The following is a 19492-nucleotide window of genomic DNA, read 5'->3' on the forward strand; positions in this document are numbered from 1 at the left end:
CCACGGTACGAGGGGCCGCCCTACCGGGGTGGCGGCCGGCCGGCGACCAGCCCGTGTTCGTAGGCGAAGATGACCGCCTGGACCCGGTCGCGCAGCCCGAGCTTGGCGAAGATCGCGCCGATGTGGGTCTTGACGGTCCGCTCGCCGACCCGCAGCTCCCGCGCGAGCTCCGCGTTGGTCAGCCCGGCCGCCACCAGACCCAGTACCTGCCGTTCGCGGGGGGTCAACCGCGACAGCGCCGGCGGCGCCGGTCGGGCCCGGCCGAGCAGGTGGCCGAAACTGTCGATCAGACGACGGGTGACCTGCGGTGAGAGCACCGCCTCCCCGGCGGCGACGCTGCGGATCGCCCGGACGAGGTCCTCCGACGGGCCGTCCTTGAGCAGGAAGCCACTGGCCCCGGCGTGCAGTGCGGCGGCGACGTACTCGTCGAGCCCGAAGGTGCTCAGGATCAGCACCCGGGTCGTCGCCAGTTCCGGGAGCGCGGTGATCAGCCGGGTGGCCTCGATCCCGTCGACCCGGGGCATCCGGATGTCCATCACCAGCACGTCGGGGCGCAGCCGACGGGCCAGCAGCAGCGCGCCCGCACCGTCGTCCCCGGTGCCGACGACAGTGATGCCGGGCTCGGCGTCGAGCATCGCCGCGAAGGCGTCCCGCAGCAGCGGCTGGTCGTCGACGACGACGACCCGTACCGCCGCCGGCCCGCCGGCCTCCGGGTGGCCGTCAGCCATGGCCGGCGCTCCCGTCCGACGGGGTCGGCAGCGGCAGGTGGGCGACGACCTCGAAGCCCCCCGGCGGGGTCGGCCCGGCCCGCACCGTGCCGCCCAGCTGGGTCACCCGGTCCCGCATCCCGGCCAGTCCCCGTCCGGTGCCGGGGTCGGGCGGGAGCGGCCCGGGGACCGCCGGCTCGTCGACGACCCGGATGGTGAGCCGGCCCGGCTCGTACGCGAGGGTGAGCCCCACCCGGGCCTGCGGCCCGGCGTGCCGCAGCGTGTTGGTCAGCGCCTCTTGCACGACGCGGTAGGCCGGCGCGGCGACCGCGGGCGGCAGCGGAACCGGTACGCCGCGGGTGCGCAGGTCCACGCAGAGCCCGGCGGCCCGGGTCCGGTCGAGCAGGCCGGCGAGATCGGCGTCGAGCACCGGCTGCGGGGCCGGTTCCACGTCGATCACCGCGAGCATCCGCCGCATCTCCGTCATCGCCTGCCGGCCGGTGGCGCAGATCGACTCCAGGGTTCCCGCCGTCCGGGGCGACAGGGTCGACGCCTCCCCGCGCCGGGTGGTGTCCGCCTGCACCACCATCAGGGTGACGTGGTGCGAGACGACGTCGTGCAGGTCCCGGGCCAGCCGCAGGCGCTCCGCGGCGGCGGCCTCCCGGACCAGGCTCTCCCGCTGCTGGGTCAGCCGCGCCTCGCGCTCGCGGACGGTCGCGACGCGCGCCTCGGCGCCCCGCCGGTGCTGGTTGCCCAACGCCCAGACGATGGCGAACAACACGTAGTTGCGGAGCACCTCCTCGGGGTGGGCCACGTCGAGGCCGGGCAGCAGGGCGGTGGGCACCACCAGCAGGGCGACGCCGTTGGCGGTCCGGGCGACGGGTGCGGGAGACAGCGCGCCGACCGTCCACACGGCGATGAGGACCGCGAGGAAGTCGGGGACCGCGGTGCCGGTCAGCGGCCGGTGCAGCACCGTCACCAGCGAGACGACCGCCAGCACGGTCGCCGGCCGACGCCGCCGCAGGGCCAGGGGTACGGTGCCGGCGACGACCAGCAGCACGGCCACCGGGTCGGGTGGCCAGCGGGCGCCGACGCCGATGAAACCCAACCGGGGCACGGCCAGCGCCAACAGGAACAGGGCCAGGACCGTGTCGGTCACGTCGGGATGCCGGCCGAGCCACGCCCACCACCGTGTTGTCGACCTCGACAGCCGGGCCACGGTGACGGGCCGGCCCAGCGGTGTACGTCGCACCCGACCATGATGCGTCAGGAGCGTGGGGGTGTCGCCGCCCCGGGCGCGGTGCCCGCACCCGTCGTTCCGGGCCGGGGCACGATGCGACTTTGTCATCTCACATGCCGGTTGGCAGGGTGGACAGGCGTCCAGACACCTCCCGTTCGACAGATGTCGATGCGCCGGAAGTCCGTTCATGATGTCGGACCCGCGCCCGGTGGATCTCCTCCGCGCCGGCCACCCAGCGTGCCGCAGTCGTTAGGCCGGTGGCGTCCCCGGCGGCGTGGGGCCCGGGACCGTCGGCGTTGTGGGCAACCGGCTCCCCGGGGTGGCCCGGGGTCGGCCCGGCGGCGGCCGGATCGCGGCCGGCGAGCAGCCGCGACCACCTGTGGACCTGGCCGGCCCAGGAGTCACCAGCCGGCAGCAGGTGCAGGTGGAAGCGGGGGTGGCGGGTCAACCAGCCCCGGACCGCCGGGGCGTCGTGCACCGCCGGGTCGTCGGCGACCAGGTGCACCTCCAGGTCGACGGGCACCGCCCGGTCCACCGTCACCAGGAACCGCCGGTACGCCCCGGCGTGCCAGGGCCGGTCCGGGTCGGCCCCGGCGGTGGCCACGAGCTGCTCCGGCCGGGGCGCTGCGGGCACCGGCCGGTACCCCGGTGGCGGGCCGGCGGCCGGCGGCCCACCACCCCGATCGACCGGGTGGCCGGTCGCCGGCCGGTCGTCGCGGGGGGTGGCGCACAGCGCCAGGGTCCGCCCCGGATGCTGGCGGTAGAGCCCGACCAGGGCCACCACCCGGGCGACGAACCCCGGGTCGGTGGCCAGGGTCAGGCCGTCCTGGAGGTGGGGGCGCAGGTCGAACCGACGCCAGATCCGACCGACCGTGGACGCCGACAGCCCGCTGTACGTGGCCATCGATGCCCGGGACCAGCGTCGCGCCGGGGCGGGGGTGGCGTCGAGGGTGGCCGCGACCACCCCGTCCACCTGCTCCGGCCGGACCGAGCGGGGCCGGCCGGCACGCGGGTCGTCGGCGAGCCCCGGCAGCCGCGCGGCGGCGAACCGGGAACGCCATTTTCCGACCGTCGCTGGTGAAACGTTCAACCGGGTCGCGACCTCGATATTCGTGGCCCCCTCGGCGCAGGCCAAAACGATTCGGCAGCGAATGGCGAACGACTGTGTCGAGTGTGCCGCGCGGGCCCCCTTCGTGAGCTGTTCCCGTTCCTCGTCGGTGAGCACCAGCCTGGCCTTCGGTCGCCCCTTCCCCATGCCACGATCCTATCCGGATATGACATGGACTATTGGCGTGTGACGATGGTGGGAGCGCTTGCCGCCGATTGCCCGGACGCTTGCCCTGGACGGTTCACGACGCGACTGAGTATGGTCCCGACGAGTCCCGGACTTGGGGGAAGGGACCGCTACCGCAACGTTGCCGTGGCCCGTGTGGTGATCTGACATGGGGGGACCGCTTCAGTGACCACGACCGATCTGCACGAGAACATGACGTCGATCTGCGCCGAAGTCCTCCACCGGGCCACCGTCGGCCCTGACGACGACCTCGTCGAGCTCGGCATGGACTCGGTGGGCGCGGTGGAGATCGTGACCCGGGTCGAGGCGGCGTACGGGGTGGACGTGGTCGACGTCATCTTCGACACGCCCACGGTCAACCGGCTCTGCGCGGTCGTGGAATCCGCCGCCGTCCGCGACGAGTCGCATGCCTAGTCCGCTGGCCGAGCCGAACCTCACCGACACGGCGAACCTGCTGGACCTCGTCACCCAGGCCGCGGCGGCCTACGGCGACGACCCGTACCTGCTCCCGGCGGAACCCGGGGGCCGGGAGATCAGCTTCACCGACGTGCTGACCTTCACCCGGGGCTGCGCGGCGCTGCTCGACGAGCACCGGGTGCCGCCGGGCGGCCGGGTGGCCGTGGTGCTGCACAACTCGTCACTGGCCGCGCTGCTGTTCCTCGGCGTCATCGCCGCCGGGCGGATGCTGGTGCCGCTGAACCCGAAGTCCGGCCCGGCCGAACTGGACACCCTGCTCGCCCACGCCGACGTCGCGTTGGTGCTTGGCCCGTCGGCGACGGCCGCGAAGGCGTCGCCGGGCCGGCGCTGGCTGACCGTGGACGACGCGGAGGGGTTCCTCGCCACGGTCCTCGACCGGGGTGTCGCCTACCGGGGGGAACTGGTTGCGCCGCCGGACGGCGGGGCGGCCGACGCCGAGATCGTCTACACCTCGGGTTCCACCGGCGCGGCCAAGGGCGTCGTGCTGTCGCACCGCGCCCTGCTGGCCAACTCGCTGGCGATGGTGAAGTGGGCCGACGCGGGCCGCGACGACGTCTACCTCAACGTCATCCCGATGCTGCACGTCGGCGGGCAGGGCCTGCCCACGCTGACCCCGCTGTGGTCCGGCGGGCGCACGGTCTGCGTCCGCTCGGAGGTGGCGCTGGCCCGGTTCTGGAACTACGTGGACCGGCACCGCCCGACCTGGACCCTGGTGGTCAACGCCTACCTCGCACACCTGGTCGAGCGACCGCAGCGGCCGGCCGACAGCCGGCTCAAGGGCGTCCTCGCCGGGGGCTCGGCGCTCAGCCCCGACCTGATCCACCGGTTCGAGAGCACCTTCGGCATCCCGGTGTTCCAGGTGTACGGGATGACCGAGATGACCTCGCTGACCGTGGTGGAACCCCGGGACCGCCGGCCGGGGGACCGGCGCACCGCCGGCCTGCCGGTGCCGTTCGCCCAGGTCCGGGTCGTCGACGGGGACGGCCTGGACGTCGCGCCGGGGGAGAGCGGGGAGGTCCTGCTGCGCGGCCCGAGCATCTTCACCCGGTACGAGGCCGCGCCCGAGTTGACCGCCGGCCGGCTGGTCGACGGCTGGGTGCGCAGCGGCGACCTCGGCCACCTCGACGACCGTGGCGAACTGACCATCGTGGACCGGATGGACAGCATGGTCATCGTCAGCGGCGAGAACGTCTACCCGGCCGAGATCGAGAACGTCGTGCCGCAGCTCGCCGGGATCGCCGACGCGGTGGTCGCCGCGCTGCCGCACCCGGTGACCGGGGTGGAGCTGGTGCTGGTCTACACCCTGCTGCCCGGTGCGGTCGCCCGGGAGGACGAATGGCGTGCGCTGCTGCTCAAGCAGCTCAGCGCGTTCAAGGTGCCGCGCCGGTTCGTCCCGCTGGCGCAGCTCGGGGTCGACAGTTTTCCGCGTACCCCGCTCGGCAAGATCCAGCGGTCGGACGTGCGGGGGCTGGCGGTCAAGAACCTGACCTGAGTCACCGTCGGTGACGGACGAGGAGGAACGGGGGGATTTGCCAGGAGATCGGTCCACCGGGGGCACCTCCGGGTCCGTCGTCGTACCGGGTAAGTGTCGGTGCCCCCTTTTCCCTAATTTGCGGGTGTCAATGCCAACAGGAGGCGAGCTGCGTTATGCCGGTGGAGATCTTTGACGACGAAGAAGTGGTGGTACGTACCCCCGACGAGCTGAAGCGCATGCCCCGGGCCTACCAGAAGGCGCTGATCAGCCAGATCATGATCAACACGGAGGGTGAACTCTCCGGCGGAGACGACTACACCATGATGTTCCTGCCGCTGGCGCCCAACGCCGAGGAGCGTCAGGTGTGCGCGGAACGGGCCGCCGAGGAGTACGACCACTACAAGATCGGTAAGCGGGTGCTGGCCGAGATCGGCATCGACACCTCGCACATGGAGTCCCAGTCCATCGAGGAGCGTCGGCTCTTCGCCGACAAGCGGCTGCACCAGTGCACCACCTGGGCCGAGCGCGGGATCTACTCGTACATCGGCGAGGAGAGCGCGCTGATCATGATCAAGGAGTTCGCCCAGGGCAGCTACAAGCCGTGGGCGGACGCGGTCCGGACGATCATCCTGGACGAGAAGATCCACATCGCGCACGGGGCCCGGGTCTGCCGCAACCTCGCCGCCACCGAGGAGGGCCGCGAGCAGTTGCAGGCCGCGCTGGACCGGCTCTGGCCGGTCTTCCGCGACCTGTTCGGCACCCCGGAGTCCGAACGGTCCAAGCGGGCGGTCCGCTACGGCCTGCGGCGCACCACCAACGGTGAGGCGTTGCAGCAGTGGGAGAACACCGTCATCCCCCGGATCCACGCGCTGGGGCTCGTCGTCCCCGCCGTGACCACCTGAGAGGACGCCCCGCCCATGCCCACCCCCATCGCGATCAATCCCCGTCCGCTGTCCCGGCGGGAGGCCAAGGTCCGCCTGGCGTCCCTGCTGGCCGACCGGCCCGACCTGGCCGCGCGGTTGCAGGTCGTACGGGACATGGGCCGCCGGGTCAGCGCGACCGAGGTGCACCTCACCACCACCTGCAACATCCGGTGCAAGGGGTGCTGGTACTTCGAGGGCGGCTTCGACGCGGCCGTCCCGGAGACCTCCGACCCGGCGCTGATCTCCCGGTTCGTGGACTCGCTCGTGGCCCGGGGCGTCACCCAGGCGACCCTGATCGGCGGCGAGCCGACCCTGGTGCTGCCCCGGGTCGTGCCGTTCGTCGAGCGGCTGCCGTACGTGACCATCTCCACCAACGGCATCCGGCCGCTGCCCATGGTCGGCTTCGAGCAGGTCGCGGTCGCCATCAGCCTGTTCGGTGGCGGCCCGCTCGACGACGCGCTGCGCGGCTACCGGGTCAACGGCTCGTCGTTCTCCGGCCTCTTCGAGACCGCCCTCGGGCACTACCGCAACGACCCCCGGGTGATCTTCGTGTACGCCCTGTCGGAGGAGGGCCTGCAGTACGTCGAGCCGACCGTGCGGGCCATCCAGGACAACGGCAACCAGGTCACCTTCAACTTCTACTCCGCCCACGGCAGCGACCACGCCCTGCGGATCGAGAACGAGCAGCGCACCCTCGCCGAGGCGCTACGGGTCAAACAGGCGTACCCGGAGACGGTGGTCTGCCACCCGTACTTCATCGAGTCGCTGATCACCGGCCGCACCCACTGGGACGGCCAGTTCGGCTACGACGTCTGCCCCAGCATCAGCGTGGACCACCCGGACCACGCCGAGCGGATCCGCAACGGCAACCCGGTCCTGGACGGCTTCGCCGTCTACGGCGCCGACTACCAGACCCTCCAGTTCTGCTGCACCTCCGGCAACTGCGCGGACTGCCGGGACAGCCAGGGCGTCTACAGCTGGCTGCTGGTCAGCATGAACCGGTTCCTCGACGACACCGGCCGGCTGGAGACCTGGCTGGAGCTGGCCGAGAGCTACTGGCGTCAGTGGTACTGGGCGCAACGGCACCACACCAACTTCGCCCGCCGCGCCCCGTTGACGGCCTAGCCGATTCCCCTGCGAGACACAAGGAGCATCCGGATGACTTCTCCATCGACCGAGATCACCGCCCCCGCCGTCGAGGAGCGCCTGCGCGCCGAACTGATCGACCTCGGCGTCGAGGACGACGCGATCAGCACCGACGCCAAGTTCGACGCCCTGGACATCGACTCGCTCGACGTCGCCGACCTGATGGCCATGGTCGTCAAGGAGTACGGGGTGGAGATCCCGCGCAGCGAACTCGCGGACGTCACCATCGGTCAACTCGTCGAGCGGATCGTGGCGGGCGCGTCGAGTTGAGCTCGTTGCTGAGCCTGGACAAGCGCACCTACCTGGTCACCGGGGTCCTCAACAACGAGTCCATCGCCTGGCACGTGGCGGCGGCCCTGCAACGCGAGGGTTGCGAGGTCATCCTCACCTCGTACGGGCGGGTCGGCCGGATCACCCGCCGGGTGGCCGAGCTGCTGCCGTCCCGCCCCGAGGTGCTCGACCTGGACGTGATGTCCGACGCGAGCGTCGAGGAGCTGGCGGAGCGGATCGGCAGCCGATGGGGCCAGCTCGACGGGGTGCTGCACAGCATCGCCGCCGCCCCGCCGGACGCGTTGGGGGCCGGGTTCGTCACCGCTGCGGCCGGCGGGGTGCTCGACGGGTTCCGCGCCTCGGCGTACTCGTTCCAGCAGCTCACCACCGCGCTGTCGCCGCTGCTGAGCCAGGCCCCCGGCGGTGGCGCGGTGGTCGGGCTGACCGTCGACTCGACCCGGGCGCTGCCCGGATACGGGTGGATGGGGGTCTACAAGTCGGCGCTGGAGGCGGTCTGCCGCTACCTGGCGATGCACCTCGGCCCGACCGGGATCCGGGTCAACCTGGTCGCCGCCGGGCCGGTCGAGACCGTGTCGGCGCGCGGGGTACGCACCTTCTCCGCTCTGGCCGACCAGTACGAGCAGTGGGCACCGCTGGGCTGGGACCGGGCCGACCCGGCCCGGGTGGTCGGTGCGGTGCTGTTCCTGCTGTCGGACCTGTCCCGGTACACCACCGGGCAGGTGGTGCACGCCGACGGCGGCATGCACGCCGTCTTCGGCGGCGTCCCGGCCCCCGGCCCGGCTGCCACCCCCGGCCCCGCTGCGGAGCCGGGGCCGGGGCCGGACCCGGCTCCGGCGACACCGCCGCCACCAGACACCGCCGGCTGACACACACTGCGGGGAGGGACTGTGCGTCTCGTCATCAAGGGCACGGCCGAGCCACTCGTGGGCGAGTTCGACGTCCCGGCGTCGAAGTACCACGCGCACCGGGCGCTGATGCTCGCGTCGCTGGCCGACGGGACCAGTCGCATCCACGGGGCCTGCCACGCCGGCCACGTGCAGCACACCATCCGGGCGTTGCGGGACCTCGGCACGGCCGTCACCGTCGAGGACGACGCGTTCGTGGTCCGTGGCGGCCGGTACCGCCCGGTGCGTCCGGAGGTCTCCGTCGGCAGCTCGGGCACCACGCTCTACTTCCTGACCGGGCTCGCCGCCCTGGCCGAGACCCCGGTCGGCATCACCGGGCAGAAGTACTTCCGGCGGCGGCCGATCCGGCCGCTGCTCGACGCCCTCGCGGGCATCGGCGTGCAGATCACCTCCACCGGCGGGCTGCTGCCGATCCGGGTCGCCGCCCACCCGCCGACCGGTGGCCGGGTGCGGATCCCCGGCACGCTCTCCCAGTGGATCTCCAGCCTGCTGCTGGTCAGCCCGTTCGCCACCGGCCCCACCGTGGTCGAGGTGACGGGCGAGTTCAACGAACGGTCCTACGTCGACCTGACGGTGGCGATGATGCGCCAGTTCGGGCTGCACGTGCAGGTCAGCGCGGACGGCCGCCGGTACGACATCGAACCCGGTCAGCGGCCCACCCCGGCGGTGGTCCGGCTGCCGCCGGACGTCGGTGCCGCCGCGTTCGGCCTGGCCGCGACCGCCCTGCACCCGTCCGACGTGCTGTTCCGGGGGTTGCCGGCGGTCCCCGCCGACCAGCTGGACCACCCGGAGGCGCACCTGCTGGACAGCCTCACCACCATGGGCGTGCCGCTGACCCGCGACCCGGCGACCGGCTGGATCAGGGTGCGCCACGACGGGCTGCGGCTGGCCCCGGTGCGGGTGGACTGCCGAGCGGTGCCCGACATGCTGCCGGTGCTCAGCGTCCTCGGCTCCCACGCGCACGGCACCACGGTGCTCGACCACGTGGCCCACGTACGACTCAAGGAGTCCGACCGGGTCACCGCGATGTTGCAACTCAACCGGATGGGCGGCCGGCTGCGGCTCGACGGCGACCGGCTCGTCTGCGAGGGCGTCGGCCAGTTGCGCGAGGCCGACCTGTCCTCGTTCAACGACCACCGGGTGCTGATGGCGCTGGCGGTGGCCGCCTCCCGGGCCATCGGTGAGAGCCGGCTGACCTACCCGAACGCCCACCGGATCTCGTTCCCGCAGTTCCTCGACCAGATGAACGGCGTCGGCCTCAACATGTCGGTCGACCGGGCCCGCGCCCGCCGGCTGCCCCGGCCCACCGACCCGCGCCCCGCCGGTCGACGGGCGGCCGGCACGACCGGCACCCGTCCGTCGCCGGGCCGCTCCGCCGGCCCGGCCGTGCCGACGGCCGCCCCGCCGACGTCTGCCGAACTGCCCACGCCTGCCGAACTGGCCACGCCTGCCGAACTGGCCGCCATCCCGGTGGCCGAGCTGGTCCGTCGGCACGCGCAGGCACGCGGCGACGACGCGGCCGTGCTCGAGGCGGCCTCTCCCGGCCGGGCCGGGGTCACCACGAGCTGGCGCGACCTGGACCGGGCCGCCGACCGGGCCGCGTCGCTGCTGCGGGAGCTGGGCGTGGGCCCCGGCGACGTGGTCGCCTGGCAGCTGCCCAACTGGTCGGAGTTCGTGGTGCTCACGCTGGCCGCCACCCGGATCGGGGCGGTCTGCTGCCCGCTGATGCCGTTCTTCCGGGAACGGGAGGTGAGCCGGCTGCTACGCCGTTCCCGGGCCCGGGTGCTGGTGGTCCCCGACCGGTTCCGGGGTCGCGCGTACCTCGCCGAGACCGCGGCGATGCTGGCCGGCCCGGACGCCCCGGGCGTGGCCCACGTCCTCGTCGTCGCCGGCCACCCCACCCCGGACGGCCACCCCACCCCGGACGGCCACCCCACCTCGGACGGCCGAGCCCCGGTGGACGGCGCACCCACGCCGGCGGGCACCGCCGGCCTGCCGGCGGACACCACACGCCTACGGTGGCAGTGGTTCGGCCCGGCGCTGGCCCGGCAGCGGCCCGACGACGCGGCGGCCGCCGGCCGGCCCGACCCGGCGGCCCTGGCCCAGCTGATGTTCACCTCCGGCACGTCGGGCGAGCCGAAGGGCGTGCTGCACCGCGTCGACACGCTCACCCGGGCCGCCGCCATGCAGGCCCGGCACCTCGGCCTGACCGCCGCCGACCGGCTGTTCGTCCCGTCACCGCTGGCCCACCAGACCGGTTTCCTGTACGGCATGTGGCTGGGGTTCACCATCGGCGCGCCCGTGGTGCTGCAACCGATCTGGGACGGCCGGACCGCGCTGGAGACGTTGCACCACACCCGGGCCACCTTCGTCCAGGCGGCCACCCCCTTCCTCGCCGACCTCGTCGAGGCGGTGGAGACGGGCGGGCAGCCGCCGCCGGCGCTGCGGGTCTTCGTCGCCACCGGCGCGGCGGTGCCCCGTAACCTCGCCGAGCACGCCACCCGGACCCTCGGCGCGGCGGTCTGCGGGGCCTGGGGCTCGACCGAATCGTGCCTCGGCACGCTCAGCGCGCCGACCGACGCGCCCGCACACGCCTGGGGCACCGACGGACGGGCGCTGCAGGGGGTCCGGGTCAGGGTGACCGACGACGCCGGCACCGTGCTCGGCCCCGGCACGGAGGGCAACTTCGAGGTCGCCGGGGACTGCCTGTTCGCCGGGTACCTCGACCGCCCGGACCTGACCGCGGCGGCGCTCACCCCGGATGGCTGGTACCGCAGCGGCGACCTGGCCACCATCGACGACGCCGGCTACCTGCGGATCACCGGCCGGGTGACCGACGTGATCAACCGGGGCGGCGAGAAGATCCCGGTGGCCGAGGTGGAGCAGCTGCTGCACACCCACCCCGCCGTGCGTGAGGTGGCGATCGTGGCGATGCCCGACCCCCGCCTCGGCGAACGGGCCTGCGCGTTCGTGGTGACCCGCGCGGAACTCACCTTCGCCGGGATGCAGCGGTTCCTCGACGACCACAAGGTCGCCAAGCAGTACTGGCCCGAGCGGCTGGAGACGGTGGCCGCGCTGCCCCGCAACGTGGTCGGCAAGGTGCAGAAGTTCGTGTTGCGTGACCAGATCAGCGCAACGATCGGCGAGGAGGCAGAGTGACCCAGGCCGATGACACGTCGTTCGCGACGTTGGCCCGCGAGGTCGAGGCGTTCGTCCGGGGCCCCGGCGAGGAGTACGCGGCGGCGATCGAACGCGACCGCAACGTCCCCGCGCAGCTCTGGACGGACCTGCGCGACCGGGGCTACCTGCGGCTCGCCGCGCCGGTCGACTACGGCGGGGCCGGCCTGTCCTTCACCCAGTACCTGCACCTGCTCGAACTGTTCTCGATGTCGCACGCCTCGCTGCGGATGATCGTGCACGTCTGCAACGGGGTGTGGCGCTCCATCGACCAGTTCGCCTCCGACGAGCAGCGCAAGAAGTTCGTGCTGCCGCAGGTCGCCGGGGACCTGCGGGTCGCGTTCACGCTCACCGAACCCACCGCCGGCACCGGGGCCGACCTGCGCGCCAGCGTCGTACGCGACGGCGACACCTACCTGCTCAGCGGCGAGAAGCACCTGATCACCTTCGGGGTGAGCTGCGACTACTGGCTGCTGTTCGCCAGGCTGGACGGCAGCACCGGCAAGGACGGCACGGTGGCGCTGATGGTCGACCGGCACGTCGAGGGCGTCCGGGTCGAACCGATGCCCGACACCATGGGCGTACGCGGCACCGACCACGCGCACCTGATCTTCGACCGGGCGCCGGTGCCGGTGGCCAACCGGCTCGGCGGGGAGGGTGACGGATTGGCCGTCGCGCTCGGCGGCTTCCTCACCCCGAGCCGGATCGGCGTCGCGATGACCTGTGTGGGGCTGGCCCGCCGGGCGCAGGAGCTGGCGGTCGAGCACGCCCGCGACCGGGTCACCTTCGGCAAGCCGCTGACCGCCCGGCAGGCGGTGGCGTTCGCGCTCGCCGAGAACGCCGCCGACATCGAGGCCGCCCGGCAGCTCACCCTGCACGCCGCCCGCCGCTGGGAGGCCGGGGAGAGCGACGCCGGGGCGCTGTCCTCGATGGCCAAGCTGGTCGCGGTGGACATGCTGACCCGGGTCACCGACAAGGCGTTGCAGGCGCACGGCGGCATCGGCTACTGGGAGGGCAGCACCATCGAACGGGTCTACCGCGACGCCCGTGCGCAGCGCTTCGAAGAGGGCACCAACGAGATCCAGAAGACCGTGATCGCCCGGGAGATCCTGGCGGCCGGCCGGTGACCGCCTTCCAGGGCCGTACCGCGCTGATCACCGGCAGCTCCCGGGGCATCGGGCGGGCGCTGGCGCTCACCCTGGCCCGGGGCGGCGGCTCGGTGGTGGTCAACTACAAGAAGAACGCCGAACTGGCCGAGCAGGTCCGCAAGGAGATCACCCAGCTCGGCGGGCGGGCCGTCACCGTGGCCGCCGACATGGAGCAACCCGAGGAGATCGAACGGCTCTTCGCGGTGGCCGCGCAGGAGTTCGGCACCCTCGACTACTTCGTGTGCAACGCGGCGGCCAGCTCGTTCAAGAACATCATGGACCTCAAGCCGCACCACCTCGACCGGTCGTACGCGATGAACATGCGCTCGTTCGTGCTCGGCGCGCAGCAGGCGGTGCGGCTGATGCCCGACGGCGGCCGGATCGTCGCGCTGTCCAGCTACGGCAGCATCCGCGCCTACCCGACGTACGCGAACCTGGGCGCGGCCAAGGCGGCGATCGAGTCATGGGTGCGGTACATGGCCGTGGAGTTCGCCGGACGCGGCATCAACGTCAACGCGGTCAACGGCGGCATCATCGAGACCGAGTCGTCAGGCTACTTCTACGACGTGCCCGGGATGGCCCCGCTGTCCGGGGTGCTGCCGCTGATCCCCAAGCAGCGGATGGGCACCGCCCAGGAGGTCGCCGACGTGATCGCCTTCCTGCTCTCCCCGGCCGCCGAGTACGTCACCGGGCAGACCCTGGTGGTCGACGGTGGACTGTCGATCGTCTCACCGCCGTTCAGCCGGGACCTGAGTGGTCCGCTGACATGACGGCCGGACTGGAGCGGGTGCTGCGGCCCGGCCGGATCGGCCGGTTGGTGCTGCCGCACCGGATCGTGATGGGGGCGATGCACCTGGGCTGGGACCACCGCGACGACGGCGGCCGGTCACTGGCCGCGTTCTACCTGGCCCGGGTGCGCGGCGGCGCCGGGCTGATGGTCACCGGCGGCGCGGCGGTCGACCCGGCCGGCGTCGACGTGCCGAGCTCCGGGGTGCTCGACGACACCGCCTTCCGGGCCCGGCTGCGCCGGGTCGCGGGGGAGGTCGGCGCGGCCGGCGGTCTGCTCGCCCTCCAGCTCTTCCACGCCGGCCGGTACGCCCGGCCGGCCGCCGGCGGCCCGCACCCGGTCGCCCCGTCGGCGGTGCCCAGCCGGATCTCACCGCTCACCCCGGCCGCGCTGTCCACCGACGCGGTCGCCCGCATCGTCGAAGACTTCGCCCGGGGCGCGTCGCACGCGCGTGACCTCGGGTTCAGCGCCGTGGAGATCATGGGTTCCGAGGGGTACCTGATCGACCAGTTTCTCTCCCCGCTGACCAACCGGCGCGACGACGAGTGGGGCGGCGACCCGCAGCGCCGGATGCGGTTCGGGGTGGCCGTGGTGGCGGCGGTGCGGGCCGCCGTGGGCCCCGACTTCCCGGTCGTGATGCGGATGACCGGCGACGACCTGCTGCCCGGCGGCACGGACCGGGACACCGTGACGGCGTACGCCCGCGCGCTCGCCGCCGCCGGCGCCGACGCGCTCAACGTCGGGGTCGGCTGGCACGAGTCGCCGGTGCCGACGGTGCAGGCGCTGGTGCCGCCGGGGCACTGGGTGCCGGTCGCGGCTGCGGTCAAGGCGGCGGTGGGCGTGTTGCCCGTGCTGGCCAGCAACCGGATCAACCGGCTGGCCCAGGCCGAGGCGGTGCTCGCCGCCACCCCGCTGGACCTGATCTCGATGGCCCGGCCGTTCCTGGCCGACCCGGCCCTGGTCGAGCGCAGCCGCCACGGCCGGCCGGTGAACGTCTGCGTGGCCTGCAACCAGGCGTGCATCGACAGGTCGCTGGTGGGTGCGGCGGTGTCCTGCATGGTCAACCCGATCGTCGGCCGGGAGGCCGACCCGGTGCCGCCGGACGGGCCCCCACCGCGCGTCGACCCGGCGGTGCGGGCCGGGTCGACGCCGGTGGGCGGGCCCCGCACGGTGGCCGTGCTCGGTGCCGGCCCGGCCGGGCTGCGCGCCGCCCACGACCTGGCCCTGGCCGGGCACCGGGTCACGGTCTACGAGGCCGACGGGGAGCCCGGTGGCCAGTTCCGGTTGGCCTGCCGGGTGCCGGGCAAGGCCGACTACGCCGAGGCGATCCGGTTTCTCACCGCCGAGCTGACCCGGCTCGGCGGGCGGCTGCACACCGGCCGGCGGATCACCGACGCCGACGAGGACCTGCTGCGTCGTCACGACGGGGTGATCGTCGCCACCGGGGTGTTGCCGCGCCGCATCGACCTGCCCGGTGACGGGCTGCCGCACGTCCGCGACTACGGCTCGGCCTTCGCCGACGACGCGCTCGGGCGGCGGGTCGTCGTGATCGGCGGCGGCGGCATCGCCGTGGACCTCGCTCACCTGGCCAGCCAGCATCCGGACCGGCAGGTCACCGTCCTGCTGCGCGGCGGGCGGCTCGGCCCCCGGATGGGGCGTTCCACCCGCTGGGCGGTGCTGGCCGAGCTGCGCCACCGGGGGGTCCAGGTGGTGACGGGCGTGCGGGACCTGCGGATCGACCCCGACGCCGTACGCCTGGTCGACGGCACCGCAGCGGCCCGGTCCGTACCCGCCGACACGGTGGTGGTCGCCGCCGGCCAACTGCCCGCCGACGCCCTGGTGCACACCGTACGCCGGGCCGGCGTGTGGCACCGGGTGGTCGGCGGGGCCCGGGACACCACCGGGCTGGACGCGGTCCGGGCGTTCGCCGAGGGACACGACGCCGCGTTGGCGTTCCAGCGGGCCGTGCGGACCCGGCGGGTGGGGGAGCCGGCATGACCGAGGACGCGACGACGGCCGGCGTCGTGGCCGGGGTGGTCCGCCGGACCGCGGTGGACCGGTGGCGCATCGTCACCCTGCTGCCCCGGGCGGGCGTCCCGGCGGTGGCCGCCGCCGTACTGGTGAACCTGCTGCTCGCCGCCGCGCCTGTGCTGTTCGTCGTCGCGACGAGCCGGATGATCGGCTGGCTGCCGCAGGCGGTCCGCGACGGCGTCGAGTCACCGGCCTTCGGGCACCTGGTGACCGCCTTCGTGGTGGCCGCCGGGGCGCTCAGCGCCCAGCAGTTGCTGGCCCAGCTCCAGGTCACCACCGGCCTGCTGGTGCAGCGTCGGATCGACGGCGCGGTGGCCGACGAGCTGATGGCGGCCGCGCTGGGCAGCACCGGCACCGCCCCGCTGGAGGACCAGACGCTGCTCGAACAGCTCACCGAGGCGTCCCGCGAGGTCGAGCACGGCATCCAGAGCCCGGGGGCGGCGGGCGCCGGGATGCTGGCCCTGCTCGCCCGCTACGGGCAACTCCTCGGGTACGCGGTGGTCGTCGGGGCCGCCTTCGCCTGGCCGGCGGGGGTCGGTCTGCTCGTCGCCGTGCTCGCGTTCCGGCACGGCCAACGCGGCGGCCTGCGCCGCTACGCGGCGATCTACGGGTCGGTCGTGGCCCGGGTCCGCCGGTTGACCTACTTCCGGGGCGTGGCGATGGGCGGGCCGGCCGCCAAGGAGATCCGCATCTTCGGGTTGCTGCCGTGGCTGCGTGAGCAGTACCGGCAGGCGTACCTGGACTGGATGCGTCCGGTGTGGGCGCAACGGCGGCGGGTCTACCTGCGGCCGTACTTCCTCTACACGGCCGTCGGGTTGACGGTCCTCGTCGCGGTCCTCGCCGCGCTGGGGCTGGCCGGCGGGCAGGGCCAGGTGGGGCTGACCCGGCTGGCGCTGGTGATCCAGGCGGTACTGGCGGCGGTGCAGCTCGGCGAGTTCTATCCCGAGGCCGACGTGCAGACCCAGTTCGGCATGAACGCCTACCGGGCCGTCGGCGAGTTCCGGGCCGGGATGCGCGACCGGACGTCCCCCGACGACGGCCCGACCGACGACGATCCGGCCGACGCCGACCCGGAACCGGCGGCGGGTGCGGAGCGCGCCCCGGCGGCGGACATCCGGTTCGAGGGGGTGTCGTTCCGCTACCCGCACGGCGCGACGCCGGTCTTCACCGACCTGGATCTCACCCTGCCGGCGGGGGCCTGCACCGCCATCGTCGGGCTCAACGGAGCGGGCAAGACCACGCTGGTCAAGCTGCTGTCCCGGCTGGCGCTGCCGGACGCGGGCCGGATCACCGTGGGCGGCCGGCCGATCGACGCGCTCCCGGCGGCCCGCTGGCGACGCGACCTCGCCGTCATCTTCCAGGACTACCTGCGGTATGCCACGAGCGCGGCGGACAACATCGCGCTGGGGGCGGTCCGGCACGCCGACGACCGGGACGGCATCCGGGCCGCCGCCGAGGCCGCCGGCATTCTCGCCACCCTCGACGCGCTGCCGCGTGGGTTGGACACCCCGCTGAGCGGGCAGCTGCGCGACGGGGTGGACCTGTCCGGCGGGCAGTGGCAGCGGGTGGCCATCGCACGGGCGTTGTTCGCCCTCCGGCACGGCGCGTCGGTGCTGGTCCTCGACGAGCCGACAGCCAGTCTGGACGTCCGGGCCGAGGCCCGGTTCTTCGACGAGATCATCGCCGCCACCCCGGGGGTCACCACGATCCTGATCTCGCACCGGTTCGCCACCGTCCGCCGGGCGGACCACATCGTCGTGCTGGCCGAGGGGCGGGTGGCCGAGCAGGGCTCGCACGCGGAACTGCTCGACCGGGGCGGCCGGTACGCCAGGCTGTTCACCCTCCAGGCGGAACGCTTCGCCACCCCCGCCGCCGACACCCCGCCGCCGGACCGTTCCGACGCCGGCCCTGCGCCGGACGATCCCGGCACCGGTGCGCCGGTCGACGGACCGGACGGCGGCGCGGTGGACATCGGGTCGACGCGGAGCGTCAGGTGAACCGGGGCGTGCTCTCCGCCGGCTGGGCGCTGTGGCGCACGTCGCTGCGCCAGGACCGGCGCAAGGCGCTCACCGCGCTGGTCCTGGTCGTCGCGGGTGCGGTGGCGTGGCCGCTGGTGGCGGTGCTGCTGCGGGTGCTCTTCGACGCGGTCACCGCCGGCCGGTCGGTCGCCGCGAGTCTCGCCGGGGTGGGCGTGGCGGTCGGCCTGATCGCCGGGTTGACCCTCGGTCACTTCGCCCACATCGCCTACTTCGAACTCGCCGAACTCGACGTCCTGCACGTGCACCAGGAGTTGATGGACGCCACCAACGGCACGCCGGGGATGGCGCATTTCGAGCGGTCCGCGTTCGCCGACAAGATCACTGTGTTGGAGCAGGACGTCGAGCAGCTCCGGGTCGGCCTACAGGCCGTGCTGACCGGCGTCGGCCTGGCCGTGGCGATGGCATTGACGACGGTGGTGCTGGCCGTGCTCCATCCACTGTTGTTGCTGTTGCCGCTGGCCGCCGTGCCGCCGTTGCTGGCCGGGCGGTGGGCGGAGCGGACGGTGGACCGGGCCCGGGAGGCGGGAGCCGAGTCCACCCGCCGGGCGGCCGGGCTGTTCCGGCTGGCCACCGACGCCGCCGCCGGCAAGGAGCTGCGCATCTTCGGGCTCACCGGGGAGGTGCGGCGGCGGCACCGCGGGCACTGGCAGGACGCCACCCGACGGCTGTGGCGGGCCCAGCTGGTGGCGAGCCTGGTCCGGATGACCGGGCAGTTGGCGTTCGCCGCCGGTTACGTGCTGGCGGTGCTGCTGATCCTGCGCGACGCCGTCGCCGGCCGTCGCGGGGTGGGTGACGTGATCCTGGTCGTGACCATCGCCGCCCAGGTCAACCAGCAGGTCGCCGGAGCGGTGGGGGTGTTGCAGGACCTCCAGCGGCTGCGCAGCGTCTACCACCGGCTCGACGAGGTGCACGACCTGGTCCGCACCGCCGACCGGCACCCGACGCCCGGCGACCCGACGCCCGGTCACACCGCCGCCGGGCCGACCGTCGGTGCCGGGTCGACAGCCGCTCTCGGGTCGGTCGCCGCCGGTGCGCCGCCGGCCCGGCTGCGGGAGGGTATCCGGCTGGCCGGGGTCACGCTGTGCTACCCCGGCGGCGCGGAACCGGTGGTCGACGGTCTCGACCTGCATCTGCCGGCCGGTGCCACGGTCGCCGTGGTCGGCGAGAACGGCGCCGGCAAGACCACAGTGGTCAAGCTGCTCTGCGGCCTGCTGACGCCGACGTCCGGCCGGATCCTCGTCGACGGCGTCGAGCTGGCCGCGTTGTCCCTGCCGGCCTGGCGTGCGCGGATCGCCGCCGGCTTCCAGGACTTCGTCCGCTTCGAGCTGCCGGCCCGGCAGGCCGTGGGCGTCGGCGACCTGCCCCGCCGCGACGACGACCAGGCGGTCCGTACGGCGCTGGGCCGGGCCGGCACCGACGACCTGGTCGGGCAGCTCGACGAGGGACTCGACACCCCACTGGGCCGCAGCCACACCGACGGGGCGGAACTGTCCGGCGGCCAGTGGCAGAAGCTCGCCCTCGGCCGGGCGTTCATGCGCGACGACCCGCTGCTGGTGGTGCTGGACGAGCCGACCGCCGCGCTCGACGCGGAGGCCGAGTACGCCCTGTTCGCCCGCTACCGCGAGCAGGCGCGGGAGGTGGCCGCCCGGACCGGTGCGATCAGTGTGTTCGTGTCCCACCGGTTCTCCACCGTGCAACTGGCCGACCTGATCGTGGTGCTCGCCGACGGCGCTGTCGCCGAGGCCGGCAGCCACGCCGACCTGCTCGCCGCCGGGGGTCAGTATGCCGAGATGTTCGAGCTCCAGGCCAGGGCGTACCGGTGACCGGCCCCCAACGATTGCGGAGGACATGGC

15 protein-coding genes are annotated in these 19492 nt (G+C 73.8%); 12 read left to right on the plus strand and 3 right to left on the minus strand.

The features are described 5' to 3' along the window. Nucleotides 1–20: 20 nt before the first annotated feature. Genes ACN267_RS06090 through ACN267_RS06100 form a run of 3 tightly spaced genes read right to left on the minus strand, consistent with a single transcriptional unit; the run spans nucleotide 21 to nucleotide 3202 of the window. A complete protein-coding gene (locus tag ACN267_RS06090) occupies nucleotides 21–728 on the minus strand; it encodes a response regulator (RefSeq protein ID WP_281896734.1) in 708 nt (235 codons plus the stop codon). Beyond that, nucleotides 721–2136, minus strand: coding sequence for a sensor histidine kinase (locus tag ACN267_RS06095; RefSeq protein ID WP_421488156.1), 1416 nt, complete (start codon nucleotides 2134–2136; stop codon nucleotides 721–723). The genes ACN267_RS06090 and ACN267_RS06095 overlap by 8 nt, the downstream gene beginning before the upstream one ends. Then, a complete protein-coding gene (locus tag ACN267_RS06100) occupies nucleotides 2057–3202 on the minus strand; it encodes a helix-turn-helix domain-containing protein (RefSeq protein WP_421488157.1) in 1146 nt (381 codons plus the stop codon). The genes ACN267_RS06095 and ACN267_RS06100 overlap by 80 nt, the downstream gene beginning before the upstream one ends. Before the next feature lie 204 nt (nucleotides 3203–3406). On the opposite strand from ACN267_RS06100, the gene ACN267_RS06105 reads away from it, so the two are divergent. From ACN267_RS06105 to ACN267_RS06160, 12 genes are all read left to right on the plus strand, one after another. Then, entirely contained in the window at nucleotides 3407–3655 is a 249-nt protein-coding gene (locus ACN267_RS06105; protein WP_204960392.1) for an acyl carrier protein, read from the plus strand. Then, on the plus strand, nucleotides 3648–5210 hold the full coding sequence (locus tag ACN267_RS06110) for a class I adenylate-forming enzyme family protein (RefSeq protein WP_204960393.1): 1563 nt from the start codon (nucleotides 3648–3650) through the stop codon (nucleotides 5208–5210). Before ACN267_RS06105 ends, ACN267_RS06110 begins: the two co-directional genes overlap by 8 nt. 161 nt (nucleotides 5211–5371) lie before the next feature. After that, nucleotides 5372–6094: a Phenylacetic acid catabolic protein gene (locus tag ACN267_RS06115; RefSeq protein WP_204960394.1), complete on the plus strand. Its 723-nt coding sequence runs from the start codon at nucleotides 5372–5374 to the stop codon at nucleotides 6092–6094. 15 nt (nucleotides 6095–6109) lie between these two features. Beyond that, entirely contained in the window at nucleotides 6110–7240 is a 1131-nt protein-coding gene (locus ACN267_RS06120; protein WP_204960395.1) for a radical SAM protein, read from the plus strand. A gap of 33 nt (nucleotides 7241–7273) precedes the next feature. Further along, a complete protein-coding gene (locus ACN267_RS06125; RefSeq protein WP_421488158.1) occupies nucleotides 7274–7531 on the plus strand; it encodes an acyl carrier protein in 258 nt (85 codons plus the stop codon). Next, nucleotides 7528–8418, plus strand: coding sequence for an SDR family oxidoreductase (locus tag ACN267_RS06130; protein ID WP_239485944.1), 891 nt, complete (start codon nucleotides 7528–7530; stop codon nucleotides 8416–8418). Before ACN267_RS06125 ends, ACN267_RS06130 begins: the two co-directional genes overlap by 4 nt. Before the next feature lie 21 nt (nucleotides 8419–8439). Further along, complete coding sequence (gene aroA, locus ACN267_RS06135; RefSeq protein ID WP_421488159.1) at nucleotides 8440–11616, plus strand: 3-phosphoshikimate 1-carboxyvinyltransferase; 3177 nt, start codon at nucleotides 8440–8442, stop codon at nucleotides 11614–11616. Continuing rightward, on the plus strand, nucleotides 11613–12761 hold the full coding sequence (locus ACN267_RS06140) for an acyl-CoA dehydrogenase family protein (RefSeq protein WP_204960398.1): 1149 nt from the start codon (nucleotides 11613–11615) through the stop codon (nucleotides 12759–12761). The genes aroA and ACN267_RS06140 overlap by 4 nt, the downstream gene beginning before the upstream one ends. Further along, nucleotides 12758–13552, plus strand: a complete 795-nt coding sequence (locus tag ACN267_RS06145; protein ID WP_204960399.1) for an SDR family oxidoreductase — start codon at nucleotides 12758–12760, stop codon at nucleotides 13550–13552. The genes ACN267_RS06140 and ACN267_RS06145 overlap by 4 nt, the downstream gene beginning before the upstream one ends. After that, entirely contained in the window at nucleotides 13549–15567 is a 2019-nt protein-coding gene (locus ACN267_RS06150; RefSeq protein WP_421488160.1) for an FAD-dependent oxidoreductase, read from the plus strand. Before ACN267_RS06145 ends, ACN267_RS06150 begins: the two co-directional genes overlap by 4 nt. Beyond that, complete coding sequence (locus ACN267_RS06155; protein ID WP_204960401.1) at nucleotides 15564–17597, plus strand: ABC transporter ATP-binding protein; 2034 nt, start codon at nucleotides 15564–15566, stop codon at nucleotides 17595–17597. Before ACN267_RS06150 ends, ACN267_RS06155 begins: the two co-directional genes overlap by 4 nt. After that, nucleotides 17594–19462 carry an ABC transporter ATP-binding protein gene (locus ACN267_RS06160; RefSeq protein WP_421488161.1) on the plus strand — a complete coding sequence of 623 codons (1869 nt, stop codon included), beginning with the start codon at nucleotides 17594–17596 and terminating at the stop codon, nucleotides 19460–19462. Before ACN267_RS06155 ends, ACN267_RS06160 begins: the two co-directional genes overlap by 4 nt. The last annotated feature ends 30 nt before the right edge of the window (nucleotides 19463–19492 follow it).

The organism is Micromonospora sp. WMMD734, assembly GCF_049178975.1.
In the GTDB taxonomy this organism is placed as follows: domain Bacteria; phylum Actinomycetota; class Actinomycetes; order Mycobacteriales; family Micromonosporaceae; genus Micromonospora; species Micromonospora wenchangensis.